Here is a 17,396-nt window from a genome sequence, read left to right as displayed (position 1 = left end):
ATGTCTAAATAGGGAAGAGTCCCACAAATCAGTCTGTGGGACTTTGAAAAATCTCTATACAATTTTGCGCCGAATACGCGCGGAGATAAAATCAATAATTGTAACAACAATAATAATCGCTAATAGAATTAATCCCATTTCATTCCAATTTCTGTTGCTGGAAGCAAAAATAATCATTGTTCCGATACCACCAGCTCCGACGATACCCAAAATGGATGAAGCTCTAATATCGACTTCGAAACGATAGATCGCGTAGGAGAGGAATTCCGGAATGATTTGTGGCATAACACCATAAAAAAGGATTTGAATTTTATTAGCTCCATTAGCTTCCATTGCTTCGATTACTTTCATATCAATTGATTCAATAACTTCTGAGTAAAGTTTCCCAAGCATGCCGGTTGAACCAATAGCGATTGCCAGGACTCCAGCAAATGCATTCGGTCCAACTGCTACAACGAATAATATCGCTAGAATAATGTCAGGGAAAGCACGTACTGCAGACAAGATCCATTTTCCGATAGCAGTTAATATTTTGCTTCTTGTCATGTTTTGTGCAGCTAAAAACCCAAGTGGGATAGCTAAAATAGCTGCCATTAAGGAACCTGCAAAAGCAATGAGTACTGTTTCCCATATTTTTAAAGCTACTTCGCTTGTTGCAGTCCAATCCGGATTGAATAACTTTGGAATGACTCGATCGAAGTTGTTTGCCATCCGCTCAAAAGCTCTACCCCAATCAATTTCAATACCAAGAAATGTCCAAATATAAATAGCTGCGATCACTAAGAAGATCAAAATCCGTTTTATTTTTTTAAAGGTAGATTTCGGCTGTTTAGGAGGTGAAGAGTAGGTAGACATTAGATTAGAGCCTCCCTTAGTTTATTACTTATGAATTCAATCACAATGACTACAATAAAGATCAAAATAATAATCGCCATTGCGTTTGGATAATTATAAAAACCTAATTGCTGATCGAGAACTAATCCAATACCACCGGCACCCACTAAACCTAAAACGACAGAAGCCCGGATGTTAATTTCAAATACATAGAGCACAAAGGAAGTGAATTGTGGTAAAACTTGCGGAATGAGTCCAAAATAAATGACTTGAAAAATATTCCCGCCTGAAGCACGCATTGCTTCTAATGGGTTCATATCGACTGCCTCAATCGTTTCACTAATTAGTTTAGCTAAAATCCCTAAGGAAAAAATAAATAATGCTAAAATACCTGGTAAAAGACCCACACCAAATAAGCCAACGAATATAACAGCAAGTACTAAATCTGGAATCGTACGCAAGATATTTAACAACGTTCTCGTAATCAAATATAGTGGTTTAAATGTGGTTATATTTTGGGCTGATAATAAAGCTAAAGGAACTGTCAATATGGCTGCCAACGTAGTAGCAATAACCGCCATTTGAATAGTTTGCGCCATTGCTCCCCAAACCTTTGGGATAACTTCCAAGTTCGGAGGGAAGAATTTTTCGATAACGGTATACATATTAGCTAGAGCATCACCGAACCCTCCAACCATTTCCCGCTGTGTCCAAACCATACTGAATAAATAAAAACCGAGCACAATAAAGAAAATAATGGTAATTTGCAGTTTTGTCTTTGTGGGATAAATGGAAGGCGTTTTTCTTAAAGCTTCCGGCTTTGTTTGTTTGGTCACGATTCTTTCGCCCCCCCACGTAAGTCATCCTCACGTATGGCACGTCCATAAATTTCTTCAAAGGTTTTCTCTGTCACATCGGACACAGGACCATCAAATACGATTTCTCCTGCACGCATACCGATAATGCGATCTGCATATTCCATAGCCATATCAATAAAGTGAAGGTTCACGATCGTTGTAATATTGTCTTCTTTATTGATTTTCTTTAAATACGTCATTACTTGATGGGAAGTAGGCGGGTCTAAAGAAGCAACAGGCTCGTCCGCTAAAATATATTTTGGCTGCTGTGTAAGCACACGTGCAATGCTTACTCGCTGTTGTTGTCCACCACTTAATTCATCTGCGCGGTTATATATTTTCTCACCAATATTAACACGTTGTAAACTTTCATAGGCTAAGCCAATATCCTCTTTTTTATATAAGTTTAATATGGAACGCAGTGTCCCTGTATGTCCTAAGCGTCCAGCTAACACATTTTTAAGAACGTTGGTTCGTTTAACTAAGTTGTAATTTTGGAAAATCATCCCAATTCTAGTTCGGAGTTTTCTTAGATCGCTGCCTTTGTAATCAAGAATATTTTCATTGTCTATCGATAAACTGCCACTCGTAGGTGTAACAAGCCGATTAATACTACGAATAAATGTGGACTTTCCAGCACCGGAGAGGCCCACGATCACAACAAATTCACCGTCATTAATCGTTACATTAATGTTTTTTAAACCTTCCGTTCCATTTGGGTATACGAGCCCAATGTTTTTAAATTCAATCATTTTATGTATTGCCCCCATCATAGAAATAGACTGCTTTAAACGTGGAAAAAAGGGAGAGTATGAGTCTCCCCTTCAAAAAGCAAGGAAAATGGCGTAACATGTCTTTGGTTCTTTTCATTTCTTATTGACCGTGCCTTAAACCAATCTTATGAATGATAACTTATAGTTCAATATCATCTTTGAATTTTTGATATGTTTCTTTAACAATCTCATATTCTTCGTCTGAGGCTTCGTCGATAGAATCCCAATTATATACTTCATTCATGATTTTAATCATTTCTTTATCGTCATTAAAGGATAGGAAGGCTTCCTTAATTTTTGTCACTAATTCTTCATCCAGTTCTTTTGTTACAGAAATCGTATCATTCGGAATTTCATCTGTATATTCAATGACTTTTAATTTATCCATTACATCTGGATATTCTTTTTCCAGCTCTGTACGAACATCATCAAAAGTGGTTGCTACATCCGCATCTCCTTCATATACAGAAATAGCTGCATTATCGTGTGCGCCTGCTGCAATCGTGTTGCTGAAGAAATCAGATTCTAATTCTGTACCAGAATCATAGCCAAATTCTTGCATCATTTGATATGCAGGGAAAAGGTAACCAGAAGTAGAGCCTTTGTCCGCATACGTCCACACTTTACCTTCTAAGTCTTTTAAAGATTCAATACCGGAATCTGCACGTACGACGTATTGTGCTTTGTATGTACCAGAACCATGACGAACAGACTTAAGAATAACATTGACATCGTATTGTTCGTTAGCAAGTACGTAACCAAAAGCAGGGATAAATCCAATCTGTACTTGATTCGACCCCATTGCTTCTACAAGTGCATTATAGTTAGTCATAACTTTACCTTGAACTTTGATCCCTAACTCCTCACCTAAGCGATCTGCTAATGGCTTTACTGTATCTGCGATGGTGTCAGAATCTTGGGAAGGAACAAAACCCATAACTAACGTATCTGGTGTTTTTCCTTTTTCCCCACTATCGCCACTTGTTTTATCTTTCCCTTCTGAATCATCCGATTTGCCACAGGCAACAAGCACAAGTGCTAAGACAAGGACGATAAAAAGACTGTACCACTTCTTCATTTTGACCCTCCTAAAAAATATCCATAAATTTAAAAAAGCTTACATGTTTATTAAATACTATTTGTGTGAAAATATCTAGATGAAATTTATATTGTTTACGTTAATTTAATAAAAAATAGGTTTATGTCTTAAAGAAGTTTTTTGAATGCTCCTTAAAGATTGAATGAAAGGAAAAAGCTGTGAATTTTAGCAGAATCCTATAAATGAATGAGCATCGAATTGGGATGAATGCTTCACCTGTATGACTCCTTTTTCGGTGCAGTAACGTTTTTTAATGAACTGGTAGGGGAATACTAGTAGAGAAGTATCCTATCAGTTGTGGCATTTAGGAGAACATTTAGTTGGAGAGATGTATGATTATGGTAATGGGCAGTAGAATCCGAAATGTTGTCACGGTAAACGCCCCTGCAAGTCAGATCCAAGGTTTAAGAAACACACGTAACCCGCCTGTTCCTATATGAACATTAGTTTTTAATAACGAGCGTAAGTCTCAAAAGAGGTTTTATATAGAAATGGAAAATTACACGAAACGAATGGAGGAAGTTGGATGAGCAAGTACGATGAAGCATTGTTTCTATATAATGGTAATGCTGATCACGAGGAGATGCAAAGGAAATTAATGTATGCAATTCCAAAATTATCTTTGGCCATTAAACAGTTGCACATTGTTCAAACGGAATCCATTGAAGAAGTCAAAAAAGTTTGTATACGTTATGCTGCAAAAGTCGACTTGCTGCTTATATTAGGTGGAGATGGTACAGTTCATGCTTGTATTAATGCAATTTCTCCATTAAAAAAGCGGCCCATTGTCGGTATATTACCTGGAGGGACATGTAATGATTTTAGCAGAGTACTAAATATACCGCAGCAACTAGAGAAAGCTGCCGCTGCAATTGTAGAAGGACATGTTGTTGATATAGATGTAGGGAAAGCGGATGATAGATATTTTCTTAACTTTTGGGGAATCGGATTAATTGCGGAAACCTCGCAAAATATTGATCCCAACCAAAAGAAATACCTCGGCGTCCTCAGTTATTTTATGAGCACTTTAAAAACCATTACGCAAGCTAAAAGCTTTTCTTATGCGATAACAACCGACGAGCAAACTGTCCAAGGTGAAGCAGTAATGATTGTTGTGTTAAACGGAAGATACTTAGGAACGCAAGAGCTTCCAATTTCAAGTTTACAGCCTGATGACGGGAAATTAGATGTGCTGATTGTAAAAAATTCAAATCTTGCTTTCTTCCGCGAGTTATTTTCTATGGACCACCCAGATACAAAGTTAAAGGAGCTTAATGAAATGATGTATATACAAACAGATCGTTTACGTGTAACGACAGATGATCGAAAGGAAGCCGACATGGATGGAGAAATTGTTTCTGGTACGCCAACTGAAGTGGAGTTGCTCCCAAAGCATTTACAAATGATACGAGCAAAATAATTTGTCACATAAGAACGATCCGATCCAAACTGCACCCCGAAAGGTAGATTTCACTCTATTTTTTAGGGTGCGTCCTATTTTCAATGAAGAAAATGGTACCTTTTTGAATCCTTTTGCTGCCCATTTTCGTACAATGAAATAAGGAAGTGCTGTAAAGGGAGGATTTCTGTTGAAAACGTTAGAAGTTGTTGAACTTTCGGTAGAGCTGGATCAGAATGTGCTGATTGACCACGCCTCATTTACGCTAGACGAGGGAACAATAACTGCATTGGTGGGGCATAATGGTGCAGGAAAGTCAACGTTATTGAAAGCGATCGTTGGCATGATTCAAAAGGAGCAAGGGAAAATTATTATTAATGAAATGTTCCATCAAGATGAGGATATTCTAACATTTAAACTCTTGCTCTCTTATTTGCCGGAAGAACCGATGCTGCTGACAGAATTAACTGTGATGCAACATTTCCAGCTCTATGGGATGAGTTATGAACTGGCTACAAACGAATTAAATCAACGGATTGAACGGATGGTAAAAGGATTTGAATTGACAGATAAGCTGGATGAATATCCCGAATCGTTGTCAAAAGGAATGAGGCAAAAAGTACAAACCATTTGTGCATTACTTCCTGACACTCCGTTATTACTTATTGATGAACCCTTCATGGGCCTTGATATTTACGCAATTGATTATTTTGAACAATTAATGAAAGAAAAAGTAGCTAGCGGGACGACGGTTCTTGTCACGACACATCAGCTCGACCGTATGAAGGGAATGGCAGATAACTATATTATGCTGCAACAAGGGAAAATACATAGCCAAGGGCCGATTGATCAATTTGTTACGATTGATAGGAGAACGAAATAATGATACGTCGCCCATCCTTGTTAAAGAGTTACTTTTTCATACGAGTCAATCGCTTTAAAAAGAAGCGGAAATTAAATAAAATGGCTTCCCAATTGATTTTTGATAAAACAACCTCTATTTATCTTGGGCTTTTACTCGCTTATACGTTTGCAAGTATATTTATTTTTAGTGATACAATGAAGTTGTATGGTAATTATTTTGTTTTTTTAGAACAGCATGCAGAAGAAGTTCTAGGTTTCTTGGCTGTTGCTTTACCGGTTCGTTATATATTTAACTCATTTCGAGAACCAGGCGTCTTATATTCTACCGCTGAGTATAAATTAGCCTTTCTGCCATACAGGAGAGGGAATATTTGGTTATTGACGTTAATGGAAAGATGGCTGAAGAAGCTGCTTATTTATAGCTTAATCGGAGCTATCGCAGTTCTGTTAACACCATTTCGCTCGCAACTTGTATTTACCTTTGTAGCTGTCTTCATCCTTTTTGATATTATCATGGCTATTCCACAGTGGAAGCTATTTCAACAACGATTCATTGTAAAAATAGGTGTTTTTTTCTTAGCTGTAGCTGGGATCGGTCTCTTTAGCCTTGTACAGGAAGCTAGATTAATAGCAGCACTTATTGTTGGTTGTATTGGATTAGTGAACTTGTTTCTTCTTCCGCATTTGTTTTCACAAATCAATTGGTCTAAAGTAACGGAAATTAATGACTACACCATTTGGCGTATGCCATTAATGGGTTTCGCCTCGAAAACAAAGTTCAAGCGTCCGAAAAGGTATGCTATGTTTCAAAATAGCAAGCAGAATAAAAAGCCATTTACAACAAATGCGCAGATATATGATCGGATATGGAAGTTGTATTTTGTGAAGCAACATGCGTTGATTTTTCAGTCGCTTGGAACATTACTTATACTAGTTACAGTCCTTCTATTTATGCCTGAATGGTTATTTTCTGTTGGTGCAGCTATTATGGTATATGTTTATACATCGCTTACAGCTAGTTTTTATGCAGATCGTTTTAGCAATGATATGATTGAAATATTACCTTGGTCGTTGAAAAATTATACTAGTCATTTTTTAAAATTTACACGGATAGGTATGTTGCTTTTATTTGTCCCTGTCATCATTTTTTATTTTATGCATCCAAGCTGGTGGATACCGCTCCATATTTTGTTGTTTTGGACGGCTTATCGTTTGATAAGAGAAATAAAGATGATGAAGACAATACAGTGGATGACAAGAAAAAAGGTTTCTTTACAACTGGAAGAGACAATGGGAACGATCGCTATTATATGTTTAGCTCTTAGTGGGATCTATCCTTTTCTAACGATAAGTTCACTCGTGCTTTGGTTTATTTTGTATAGACGAAATAGCAAAACGTCATCTTTTTATGATAAGGAGAGGGTAACTTGACAAAAGATCGTTCGTTAAAGGAAAAACAAAACAATAGCTCGCTTAAATTATTTGTTGTATTATCGAAAGCTTATCGAAGTTTAATGGAACAAGTGGAGGATGACATTCAGCAACGAGGATTGAATTTAACGGATTTTGCAGTTATGGAGCTGCTTTATCATAAAGGACCTCATCCATTAAAAGCGATAGGTGAAAAAATATTATTAACAAGTGGAAGTATTACGTATGTTGTAAACAAGTTAGAAAATAGACGTTATATTACACGTATACCGAATCAGAATGATCGTCGGGTTACTTTCGCGGAAATTACGGAAAAAGGGGAGAAGTTATTAGAGCATATTTTCCCTGGTCATTGGTCGCGAATTGAAGAGATTACAAGTGGATTAGATGAGGTTGAAAAACAAATTGCAATTGATTTGTTGCGGAAACTCGGTACAGCAAATCAGGTGAAATGAATGAAAATATTTTATAATGGAACCTATTCTCTATTGGGTGCTTTTCCTATGCAGCTTGTAACCCTAGTCAAAAAAGGCGGAATGGAAAATGAACCTGTAAGAGGGCAGTATTTGCGGTCTTTTTAAATGTACCTATCAAGAAAAGTAGAATATGTCAAAATCATGACAGACTGTATTCTTTTTGTCATGAATTTGGCATATTTTTGTTTGGACATGTTTGTAGAGGGGAATATAAGAGTGTGAAGTTAAAAGTCCTGAAAGGGGTTTTTACAATGAAAGAACCTAAGGTGCTTGTTTATATAAGCAATAATAGTAAAGAATGTGAAAATGTAATACAATTTTTACAAGAATGGCATATTACGTATCAAACCAAAAATGTCAATGAACAACGTGCAAATATGAAAGAACTACAAAACTTAGGGATATATGGTACACCAGCTATATTTGTGGATGGTGAAAAAGAGCCAATTCTAGGCTTTCAAAAAAATAAATTAAAATATTATCTTGGTTTAGCTGATAAATCTATGACTTATTACAGTTCATTGTTTGATGGCTATGAACACAAAAGCGATAACAATCACAGGTTTTAGAAAAGTAGCATAAGCTGTAAAAAAAGGTGCAGAAGGTGTGAGATTCCATGTATCATCGACCTTATTTTGATTATACGGCACATTATGATCGTCCTAACCATCTAGATGTAACGCAAATGGGAGTACAGGGAAATTTTCAACCCAATAACTTTTTCTATTATCAATCTCCTTACCAAATTTTTGCAAAGCCGGAACAGCCAACGAGTTGGCCTGGAACCAATGTTCAATCTTCCAATATGCAGCAACAGGGCTTTAATGCGCAGGCCCCACATCCAAATATGGAACAGGGCTTTAACGCGCAAGCCGCACATCCAAATATGCAACAGGGCTTTAATGCGCAAACCGCACAGCCATATATGGAGCAAAATTTAAATATGCAAGCGAATCAACCAGCTGGACCTGGGCAATCATTTGACTTGGATAAGATGTTGTCAACAGTCGGACAATTGGCTAATACGTATCATCAAGTTTCCCCTATTGTTAAACAATTTGGCTCATTCATTAAAGCATTTAGATGAAAAAGCTGATGGACGTTATCGTCGGCTTTTTTATTGTATAGGAACCTATAAAATGAGGTGCTTGTGGATAATGAAATAACCGAATAGCCACGTCTGGCGCATGAGCCCAGCAACGATGCGACTTTAGAAATGCGCCCTACGATAAGTCATATCGGTTCGTCGCTAAGAGGAAGGCCGACTAAAACCGGGCTTGCCGCCCATCGTCGGCATACCCCTGTTTTTAGTGGCATGATTCCTTTATCTCCGTTGATTCGTTCCATTCGCTACGTTGCTAAACGGGCGCCCCGAGCCTTTGTTCCACTATAGGAAAGTCAAGATTTTTTGGTTTATAGTATAAGAGAAACAAAGGCTTCCGCCATAAAGATTAGGCGGTAAGCCAAGTTTTTCTAATGTTCAAGAAAAATTTCCATAATAAGTATGGCATTTTTTCTGTAAGAATCGGGAAAACAAAGAGTGGATAGAAAGGAGAAATGAGATGGTAGCCTGTTTAATTATTCATGGATATACGGGAGGACCTTATGAAGTAGAACCGTTGGCAGATTACTTAAAAGACCACACAGATTGGCGTATAACTGTCCCGACTTTGCCTGGACATGGTCGGAAATTAAATTTGCAACATGTTTCTCACGACGAATGGCTGGAGGCTGCAGAACAGACACTGCTGCAGTTGAAAGAAAGGTATGAGACTGTCTACCTCATTGGTTTTTCAATGGGAGGTATGATCGCGGCATATTTGGCTGCCAAGTACCAGGTAGAGAAGCTTGTGCTTTTAGCAACCTCTGGTAAATACTTATCGTTTAAGCAGATTGGAATAGACATAGGTGGATTTATTACAGATGCTGTCAAAGGAAAATTAGGAGAAAACAAATTGTTCAGACATTATAAAAGAAAGTTTGGTACAGTCCCTTTTCGAGCAAACATTGAATTTCTTAAGTTAGTACGATTTACAAGGAGATATTTAAATAAAATCCATTCTCCTGTATTAATTGCCCAAGGTCAGCAAGATGGAATGGTGCCATATAAAACAGCGTATTATTTAAATAAAGAAATTACATCTGAACAGAAAGAAGTTGTATTTTTTGAACGGTCTAAACATTTAATCTGTTTAGGAGAGGACAAGGATGCACTAAATCAAATTGTACATGCTTTTCTGGATAGACCAAAAGTGGATACATTGACATATAAATAAAGAGTCTGGACAAATGAGGCGTACCAGACTCTTTTGCTTTCTTTGATATAGCAGAAACAACTCTAGATAAAGGCTTGGCTCATATTCAGCTCATATGCTCAACGGATTACTTAGAATGCTTAAAAAAAGAAATAACGAGTGCACCTTCCCCACCATACGTAGAGATTAAAGGACCAGTGTCCATAATCAGCGCATCCTTAAAAGGATATTTCTCACGTATTTCACTGAGCACCTTTTTAGCACGTTCTTCTGCATTACAATGTGATAAAGAGATTACTTTATCTTCTACGTTCTTTGTAAGTTCACCGATTTGGTCGATAAAGCGCCGGATGGATTTTTTGTCACCTCTTACTTTTTCGGTAACTTCGATTGCTCCATCTCTACTTGCTCGCATGAGCAGTTTAATGTTTAATGTTTTGGCAATTTTCCCCTTCACTTTATCCAGTCGTCCACCTTGAATAAGGTTTTCCAACGTTTTTAAAACGAATAAAGTTGCCGTTTGCTCCGCTCTTCCCTCAAGGTGATTCACTAATTGTGTAAAGGTATAGTTTGCTTCTATTTTTGAGATAGCTTCATGTAGCAAAAGAGCAATTCCACAGGAAGCAGTTTTTGTATTGATGACAGCAATAGTACGCTTTGGCTCTTCATCTAAAAGCAATTGCATGCCGGCAACTGCGTTCTCATAGGTGCTGCTTAACCCTTTCGTTAAACTGAGCATTAGGATTGGAACTTCTTTATCAATTTGTTTGTAAGCCGAGTAAAAATCATGCGGACTTGGTGCCGATGATCTTGGCAGTTCATTTGTTTCAGCAATTTTTTTATAAAAGGATGGTAAATCTAAATCCACGCCACTTTTATATTGACCATCGCTAAAATGTAAATAAAGTGGTACTTGAATGATATCAGCCTTCTTCCTTAAACGTTCAGGAATATCCGCTCCACCATCCGTCATAAGTTGAATGTTCATAAGTTCACCCTTCCCTCCATCTTCTCTGTTTTAATCATGCTGCTTCTTTTTGGAAATTGTTAAAGTAGTTTTACGATTGGTGCTTAATACAAACAAAAATAATCCAAATAATACAATGGTCCCTCCCAGCAGCTGGGAAGCTGTAACAGTCTCATGTAAAATAATGTATGCTAAAAATGAAGCGCCTATTGGCTCAAAAACAATCCCCATCGAGATGGTAGAAGTACTTAACCATTTTAAAGCCCAATTAAATAATGTGTGACCAAAAAAAGTTGGGATAATCGCCAATGCAATAAAAATCCACCAATGATCAGCCGGATAGCCAACAAAAGAATTCCCAATGATTAAGTTATATAGGATCAATGTGATGGAGCTTACGCCATACACGACGAATGTATAGGTCATTAAAGAGAGGTTCCGGCGTACTCGTTGACCGAGTAGGAAATAACCTGTTACGGTTATTGCCCCGAGTAATGCTAAAATATCTCCGAACAGGGCCATGCCGCTTATTTGAAAATCTCCCCAACTAATGATCACACTACCAATTAAAGCAATCAGCATACTAATAATTGCTCCATAAGAAAAGCGTTCCTTAAAGAAAATATATGTTCCTAGGAAAGCGAAAATTGGTTGGAGCGTTACCAAGACTACAGAGCTTGCTACCGATGTGTAATTCAATGATTCAAACCATAATATAAAATGAAAAGCTAAAAATATCCCTGCGAGAATGGATAATATCCAATCTTTTTGATCAATTTTTTTTATTTCATGGCGGTATTTTGCCAGTATTATTGGAACCATCAGAAGTACAGCAAATAAAAGACGGTAATTTGCGATCATTGCAGCTGGTGCTTGATCCGCTAATTTAACAAATACTGCTGAAGTAGAAATAGAAATAACACCAATTCCTACCGCGATGTATGGGTTAAATGGAGGAAGTCGCATTCAAACCCTCCTTGCTTCATTTTAAGTTTGATTATTTCGTTGTGTACATCCCATATATTTTATCATGGTATGGATAAAAAATCATTTATCTAATTAGTATCCTTGGTAAAAATATGTTATGATATTCTTTGCATGAGATCACGTGAGGCCTCTTACCATTTCGGTGAAGCCTTTTTGTACTTTAGGTGGGATAGAAACACATTCTATAGTGGGATGTGTGTTCAAAAAACATGGGAAAACAGCTAATGTTTTTAATGATTTTTGGACAAACTATAAAAAATGTGAATTGAAAAAATATAGTGGTGTTTAAAGAGCAGGAGACGGATGAAAATTGGTTAAGTGCATAACCTAATGCTGTAGTCCCCAACAAGCACGCCAAATCATAGACGGTGCAATAGAAGAACGTAAGTACGTGATTGATTTTTGAACCGCTAAAATAAGCTGAAGATCACACGGTGTGTCACATCGACGAGACTTTTTGAACACTCCTCTTATATTTCCGTTAATAATCTGTGACTATAATTATGAGCAGGACTAAAGTATATAGAAGCGACCAAGGCCTCTTACAATAAAATTTTTAACATTAAAGGAGTAGAGGAATAGGTGACAACATTTAAAGAACTGGGTATCTCCAATCCAATTATGAAAGCATTAGAAAGAATGGGGTTTGAAGAAGCAACGCCGATTCAAGCCGAGACCATTCCAGTTGCCTTAGAAGGCAATGATGTAATTGGACAAGCACAAACAGGAACAGGAAAAACGGCTGCTTTTGGTATTCCAATGATTGAAAAGCTAGATCCAAAAGCACGTAAAATTCAAGGTCTCGTTGTTGCTCCAACGAGGGAGTTAGCGATCCAAGTAGCTGAAGAATTAAATCGACTTGGGAAAATAAAAAAGGTTCGTGCATTTGCGGTTTATGGCGGACAGCATATGGAACGACAAATTCGTTCATTGAAAGATGGTCCGCAAATTGTTGTAGCGACACCAGGAAGGTTATTAGACCATATGCGCAGGAAAACAATTCGCACGAATCATATTCAGACAACCGTTTTAGACGAAGCGGATGAAATGTTAAATATGGGCTTCATCGATGATATCCGCGAGATTCTTAAGGCGATTCCAGAAGAGAGACAGACGCTGTTATTCTCAGCAACGATGCCTAAGGAAATTCGTGATATTGCCACTAATTTAATGAACAATCCGAAAGAGATTAAGATTAAAGCAAAGGAAATGACGGTTGAAAATATTGATCAATATTTTATTGAAATACCAGAGAAATTTAAATTTGATACGTTAAATAACCATTTGGATATTCATTCTCCGGATTTAGCAATCGTTTTTAGCCGTACTAAAAAGCGTGTAGATGAAATCACAGAAGGCTTACAAGCTAGAGGTTATCGAGCAGAAGGAATTCATGGTGATTTAACGCAAGGAAAACGGATGTCGGTATTGAATAAGTTTAAAAATGGCCGAGTGGATGTACTAGTTGCAACAGATGTTGCAGCGAGAGGGTTGGATATTTCCGGAGTTACACATGTGTATAATTTTGACATCCCACAGGATCCGGAAAGCTATGTGCATCGGATCGGAAGAACAGGACGTGCTGGTCGTACAGGGGAAGCAATCTCCTTTATAACCCCAAGGGAATTGGCTCATTTACAATTAATTGAAAAAGTCACGAAAAGTAAGATGAAACGATTAACACCACCTACAAATCGTGATGCGCGAAAAGGACAACAGCAAGTGACGATCAGCAAAATTATGGAAACGATCGAATCAAAAGATTTAAATGCTTATCACCAAGCGGCAAATCAATTATTGGAAGATCATGATTCGGTTTCTGTTATTTCTGCTGCTCTGAAGCTATTGACGAAAGAACGGAAGGATACGCCTGTAAAAATTTCTTCTGTTGCGCCAGTTAGCGTGAAAAAAGCGAATAATGTAAAAGACAATCGCCGTTCGAATAATAAACGTTTTTATGGAAAACGTGGCCAGAACAATCGCGGAGGGCAAAGCGGTCGTAATCGAAAGGGCAATTTCCAAAAACGTAGAAACCGTGATAATTAATAGCTGAAAGTGAAAAAAGCTTCTTTATATAAGGATATAAGGAGCTTTTTTTGTTGTATAGGAAACGATAAAATTAGGTGCTTGTAGATAACGAAATAACCGACTAGCCACGTCTGGCGCATGAGCCAAGCAACGATGCGCCTTTAGAAATGAGCCCTACGATAAGTCATCATCGGTCCGTCTCTAAGAGGAAGGCCGACTTAAAACGGGCTTGCCGCCCATACGTCGGCATACCCCAGTTTTAGTGGCATGATTCCTTTATCTTTAGTTGATTCGTTCCATTCGCTACGTTGCTAAACGGGCGCCCTGCGCCTTTGTTCCACTATAGGAAAGTATAAGATTTTTTTGTTTATAGTATAAGAAAAACAAAGGCTTCCGCCATAAGACTTGGCGACAAGCCAAGTTTTTCTAATATCCAAAAACAATATCTATTTTACATATGGTATGGATAGTAGCTTGTCTAACGTATTTGTTGTGGAAAGCTGGCTGGCGTTCTTTAGGGGCAGTATGTATGGCGTTAAACAAAGCCGTACGTATTTATCCCGTATATAAGGTGCTGTAAGACTCCCACTTCAGGAGTTGAATAATCTGTGTACTAACAAGTCTAAGTGAAGTGGGGGATAACAGCACCTAAATGTTCTGTTTCGTAAGAGGCTTTTTGGTCATACCCTTGGGCTGCTAACAATTAGTGGGCGAAGAATGCCCCCACTGATTGAAGGTTCACTTTATTTCATGAAGCTTGTATGCACGCAAATTTGGATGCAAAACAACGCTTCATTTGCGGTAATCCTATATTTTATAAAGTAAAACATCATTTATCTATCTCTTAAGGATTGAACGTTAGTTTGCAAGGTTAATTTTTGGTACCGTCATATTCCTTATACTGATGTGTATTGCTTCCTAACTCAGTTAAGCACCTTACATTCGGGATAAATTTACATCGAGTTAAAAATCAGGGAAAAAGATCTAGTTTTAGAAACTTTTTTGTATGAGATAACGTATAAATAGGCAGGATTGTCAGCTTATAAAAATTGACAGTCAAAGTAAATGTGATAGAAAGGGGAGATTCGATGCGACAACCTCCAAAGCAGGAAATTGACAAAGATGCGATAAAAGTATGGAAAATAACGGCAGCCATTTATAATGGCATATTGTGTTTACTTGCGATCGGGGCGTTCATCATTAGCATTATTTTTGAATGGCCTCTTTGGTATAGTATTGCAGCTATAGTCATTTCGGTTATTTTAGCGTATGTCTTTATATTTATCCTTCCAAAGCTTCGTTGGCGGCGATGGAGATATGAATTATTTGAACAGGAAATCTATATCCAATACGGTATTTTAATCATGTCAAGGACGCTTATCCCTATGGTGCGTGTGCAGCATGTTGATACGCAGCAGGGACCACTCTTAAAACGGTATGATTTAGCAACTGTAACCATATCGACTGCGGCAACAACACATGAAATTCCTGCATTAAATGAAGCAGATGCCTCTTTATTACGAGACCGTATTTCCGAGCTTGCAAGGGTGGATGAAGAAGATGTCTAAACCAAAGCGAATGCATCCAATAGTTATTTTTTTCCAGGTCATTCGATCACTTAGAGAAACCATTTTACCGTTTATTGCAGCGATTATTGCTACTCCTAAGGCGTATTTCTTTTATGTAATAATTGGTCTTATCGTAGTTGCATTATTATTTGCGATTTTTAGCACGCTCTCTTGGCTACGATTTACTTATGAGGTAACAAGTGAAGAATTACGGATTGAATCGGGAATATTTATCCGCAAGAAAAGGTATATTTCCAAAAGTCGTATTCAGTCGATTGATATATCTGCAAACCTATTGCATCAGCTGTTTAAATTGGCTAAGGTGCAAGTTGAAACAGCGGGGTCCGGTGCTGAGGGAACATTAACAGCAATAAAGTTATCGGAAGCAGAAGCTTTGCGGAGAGAGTTACAAGGATATCAAAATATTCTTGCAGATGCAGAAGCCGAAGAAGCGGCTGAACAACAACGAACCGTTCCTAGTTATCAAATATCCAAAAAGCGACTGTTTTTTGCAGGAACAACGTCAGGAAGTATTGGTGTATTAGCAGGACTAATTACCTTTTTAGTCTCGGAAATGGAACAATTTATACCGAACCGTTATTATGACAATATGGTAGAGTGGATAGTTGAGCTAAGTATAGCGTTTTTAATTATTGTTATTATTATTGTCTTATTATTATTGTGGGTATTAGGGATTGCTGGAACGATGATTAAGTATTGGAACTTTAGAATTGAAAGACATGAAAATGAATTATTTATCACTCGTGGTCTGTTAGAAAAAAAACAAACAACAATTCCTTTAAGTCGAATTCAGGGGATAGGTATTAAAGAAAGCATTATTCGTCAACCTTTTGGCTATGCTACGGTGTTCGCAGAAGTTGCAGCTGGTAGTGTAGAGGAATCAAATGAATTTTCCTCTACTTTATTTCCAATGCTGAAAAAAGAGGAAGTAGAAGATTTTTTAGCAACCATACTGCCATCTCATGCTCAGCTGAGTGAGAAATGGAATACGGTCCCAAGAAGAGCCTTAACGTACTATTTGCTTCGAGCATTCATCCCTGTAAGTTTAATTAGTGTTCCCGTATTTATTTTCTTTCCTAGTTTTATGTGGGCGATAGTGGTTCTGCTGTTCTTTGGTCTATTTATAGGCTATTTGAGTTATCGAGATACTGGGTTTCAACTTGATAAGCACCGAATGCTGCTGCAGTATCGAAAAGTGAGTAAAATAAAAATGATTGTTTTTCATAAGCGAATTCAAGCAATGGAGAAAAAGCAGCATGTCTTGCATCGAAAACAAAATTTAGCAACGATTGAAGTGTCTATACTTGGTACGAATAGTACAGGAACACATTACCGGTTAAAAGAGTTGGAAGAAGTCGATGCTGATAAAATAGCTGATTGGTATTCACACTGGAAACGCGCAGAGTAGGAAAGGGATCGCGTATATAAGTGCTCTAAGACTCCTACTTCAGAAGTTGGATAATTCTGTACTGCAACAAGACTAAGTAGGAGATAACAGCACCTAAACGCTCTATTTCGTAAGCGGTCTTTAGGTCATGCCATTACGGTACTAAGAATCAGTCAGGGGTGAATGAAAACCCTGCTGATTGAAGATTCATTTTATCAGGAAAAACAGAAATAAATGGTAACTAAAAAGCTTACAAATGAAACTGAAGTTAAAAGTATTCCAATAGGTTAAAAGAGACAGAAGCAAAGCTAAAACAGCTGATTATAAAAACGAACATCAACCATCCATTGTGTATATACGCAAGTTTTTAGCGTAGTTAAAATGTGTAGACTCCTGCGGGTACAGTACGAGCTGAAGATCCCGAAAGAAAGCGATGTTTTCTTTTCTGTG

General features: G+C 37.6%; 16 protein-coding genes. 10 read left to right on the top strand and 6 right to left on the bottom strand.

The window, feature by feature from the left end; genetic code table 11:
* Positions 1-54: 54 nt before the first annotated feature.
* The 4 genes from phnE (BKP57_RS07565) to BKP57_RS07550 all read right to left on the bottom strand — a co-directional run bounded on the left by phnE (BKP57_RS07565) (position 55) and on the right by BKP57_RS07550 (position 3,542).
* A complete protein-coding gene (gene phnE, locus BKP57_RS07565) occupies positions 55-855 on the bottom strand; it encodes a phosphonate ABC transporter, permease protein PhnE (protein ID WP_050351111.1) in 801 nt (266 codons plus the stop codon).
* Complete coding sequence (phnE, locus tag BKP57_RS07560; RefSeq protein ID WP_373314186.1) at positions 855-1,673, bottom strand: phosphonate ABC transporter, permease protein PhnE; 819 nt, start codon at positions 1,671-1,673, stop codon at positions 855-857. The genes phnE (BKP57_RS07565) and phnE (BKP57_RS07560) overlap by 1 nt, the downstream gene beginning before the upstream one ends.
* The gene (phnC, locus tag BKP57_RS07555) at positions 1,667-2,443 is read right to left on the bottom strand and encodes a phosphonate ABC transporter ATP-binding protein (protein WP_050351113.1); all 777 of its coding nucleotides are present in this window, start codon (positions 2,441-2,443) and stop codon (positions 1,667-1,669) included. The genes phnE (BKP57_RS07560) and phnC overlap by 7 nt, the downstream gene beginning before the upstream one ends.
* A 160-nt stretch (positions 2,444-2,603) precedes the next feature.
* Complete coding sequence (locus BKP57_RS07550; protein ID WP_050351114.1) at positions 2,604-3,542, bottom strand: phosphate/phosphite/phosphonate ABC transporter substrate-binding protein; 939 nt, start codon at positions 3,540-3,542, stop codon at positions 2,604-2,606.
* 547 nt (positions 3,543-4,089) lie between these two features.
* Between BKP57_RS07550 and BKP57_RS07545 the strand changes: the two genes are divergently transcribed.
* From BKP57_RS07545 to BKP57_RS07515, 7 genes are all read left to right on the top strand, one after another.
* Positions 4,090-4,983 carry a diacylglycerol/lipid kinase family protein gene (locus BKP57_RS07545; RefSeq protein ID WP_072741272.1) on the top strand — a complete coding sequence of 298 codons (894 nt, stop codon included), beginning with the start codon at positions 4,090-4,092 and terminating at the stop codon, positions 4,981-4,983.
* A gap of 169 nt (positions 4,984-5,152) precedes the next feature.
* Positions 5,153-5,845: an ABC transporter ATP-binding protein gene (locus BKP57_RS07540; protein ID WP_050351116.1), complete on the top strand. Its 693-nt coding sequence runs from the start codon at positions 5,153-5,155 to the stop codon at positions 5,843-5,845.
* Entirely contained in the window at positions 5,845-7,257 is a 1,413-nt protein-coding gene (locus tag BKP57_RS07535) for a hypothetical protein (RefSeq protein ID WP_050351117.1), read from the top strand. The genes BKP57_RS07540 and BKP57_RS07535 overlap by 1 nt, the downstream gene beginning before the upstream one ends.
* Positions 7,254-7,712, top strand: coding sequence for a MarR family winged helix-turn-helix transcriptional regulator (locus tag BKP57_RS07530; RefSeq protein WP_050351118.1), 459 nt, complete (start codon positions 7,254-7,256; stop codon positions 7,710-7,712). Before BKP57_RS07535 ends, BKP57_RS07530 begins: the two co-directional genes overlap by 4 nt.
* Positions 7,713-7,984: 272 nt before the next feature.
* Complete coding sequence (locus tag BKP57_RS07525) at positions 7,985-8,302, top strand: glutaredoxin family protein (RefSeq protein ID WP_072742393.1); 318 nt, start codon at positions 7,985-7,987, stop codon at positions 8,300-8,302.
* A gap of 47 nt (positions 8,303-8,349) precedes the next feature.
* Positions 8,350-8,820, top strand: a complete 471-nt coding sequence (locus tag BKP57_RS07520; protein WP_072741271.1) for a hypothetical protein — start codon at positions 8,350-8,352, stop codon at positions 8,818-8,820.
* A 475-nt stretch (positions 8,821-9,295) separates the two neighbouring features.
* Positions 9,296-10,009: an alpha/beta hydrolase gene (locus BKP57_RS07515; RefSeq protein WP_050351120.1), complete on the top strand. Its 714-nt coding sequence runs from the start codon at positions 9,296-9,298 to the stop codon at positions 10,007-10,009.
* Between the two features lie 106 nt (positions 10,010-10,115).
* On the opposite strand, the gene BKP57_RS07510 is transcribed toward BKP57_RS07515, so the two are convergent.
* Positions 10,116-10,976 (bottom strand): DegV family protein, encoded by an 861-nt coding sequence (locus BKP57_RS07510; RefSeq protein ID WP_050351121.1) that lies wholly within the window; start codon positions 10,974-10,976, stop codon positions 10,116-10,118.
* 30 nt (positions 10,977-11,006) lie between these two features.
* A complete protein-coding gene (locus BKP57_RS07505; RefSeq protein ID WP_072741270.1) occupies positions 11,007-11,921 on the bottom strand; it encodes a DMT family transporter in 915 nt (304 codons plus the stop codon).
* Positions 11,922-12,524: 603 nt separating this feature from the next.
* Here BKP57_RS07505 and BKP57_RS07500 point away from each other — a divergent pair.
* The 3 genes from BKP57_RS07500 (at position 12,525) to BKP57_RS07490 (ending at position 16,967) form a co-directional block, all read left to right on the top strand.
* The gene (locus BKP57_RS07500) at positions 12,525-13,988 is read left to right on the top strand and encodes a degradosome RNA helicase CshA (RefSeq protein ID WP_050351123.1); all 1,464 of its coding nucleotides are present in this window, start codon (positions 12,525-12,527) and stop codon (positions 13,986-13,988) included.
* A 1,070-nt stretch (positions 13,989-15,058) separates the two neighbouring features.
* Positions 15,059-15,538: a PH domain-containing protein gene (locus tag BKP57_RS07495; protein WP_072741269.1), complete on the top strand. Its 480-nt coding sequence runs from the start codon at positions 15,059-15,061 to the stop codon at positions 15,536-15,538.
* Positions 15,531-16,967, top strand: coding sequence for a PH domain-containing protein (locus BKP57_RS07490; RefSeq protein ID WP_072741268.1), 1,437 nt, complete (start codon positions 15,531-15,533; stop codon positions 16,965-16,967). The genes BKP57_RS07495 and BKP57_RS07490 overlap by 8 nt, the downstream gene beginning before the upstream one ends.
* Positions 16,968-17,396 lie beyond the last annotated feature (429 nt).

The organism is Virgibacillus sp. 6R, from assembly GCF_001895305.1.
Classification (GTDB): Bacteria; Bacillota; Bacilli; order Bacillales; family Amphibacillaceae; genus Virgibacillus; species Virgibacillus pantothenticus.
The sequence above is the reverse complement of the archived record's forward strand: the minus strand, read 5'-3'. Positions and strand labels throughout refer to the sequence as shown.

Bases quoted from the DNA above. Each gene is read 5' to 3' on its own strand.
- phnE (WP_050351111.1), bottom strand. From the start codon at position 855: ATGTCTACCTACTCTTCACCTCCTAAACAGCCGAAATCTACCTTTAAA.
- BKP57_RS07545 (WP_072741272.1), top strand. From the start codon at position 4,090: ATGAGCAAGTACGATGAAGCATTGTTTCTATATAATGGTAATGCTGAT.
- BKP57_RS07490 (WP_072741268.1), top strand. From the start codon at position 15,531: ATGTCTAAACCAAAGCGAATGCATCCAATAGTTATTTTTTTCCAGGTC.
- BKP57_RS07520 (WP_072741271.1), top strand. From the start codon at position 8,350: ATGTATCATCGACCTTATTTTGATTATACGGCACATTATGATCGTCCT.
- BKP57_RS07525 (WP_072742393.1), top strand. From the start codon at position 7,985: ATGAAAGAACCTAAGGTGCTTGTTTATATAAGCAATAATAGTAAAGAA.
- BKP57_RS07510 (WP_050351121.1), bottom strand. From the start codon at position 10,976: ATGAACATTCAACTTATGACGGATGGTGGAGCGGATATTCCTGAACGT.
- phnC (WP_050351113.1), bottom strand. From the start codon at position 2,443: ATGATTGAATTTAAAAACATTGGGCTCGTATACCCAAATGGAACGGAA.
- BKP57_RS07550 (WP_050351114.1), bottom strand. From the start codon at position 3,542: ATGAAGAAGTGGTACAGTCTTTTTATCGTCCTTGTCTTAGCACTTGTG.
- BKP57_RS07535 (WP_050351117.1), top strand. From the start codon at position 5,845: ATGATACGTCGCCCATCCTTGTTAAAGAGTTACTTTTTCATACGAGTC.
- BKP57_RS07505 (WP_072741270.1), bottom strand. From the start codon at position 11,921: ATGCGACTTCCTCCATTTAACCCATACATCGCGGTAGGAATTGGTGTT.
- BKP57_RS07515 (WP_050351120.1), top strand. From the start codon at position 9,296: ATGGTAGCCTGTTTAATTATTCATGGATATACGGGAGGACCTTATGAA.
- BKP57_RS07495 (WP_072741269.1), top strand. From the start codon at position 15,059: ATGCGACAACCTCCAAAGCAGGAAATTGACAAAGATGCGATAAAAGTA.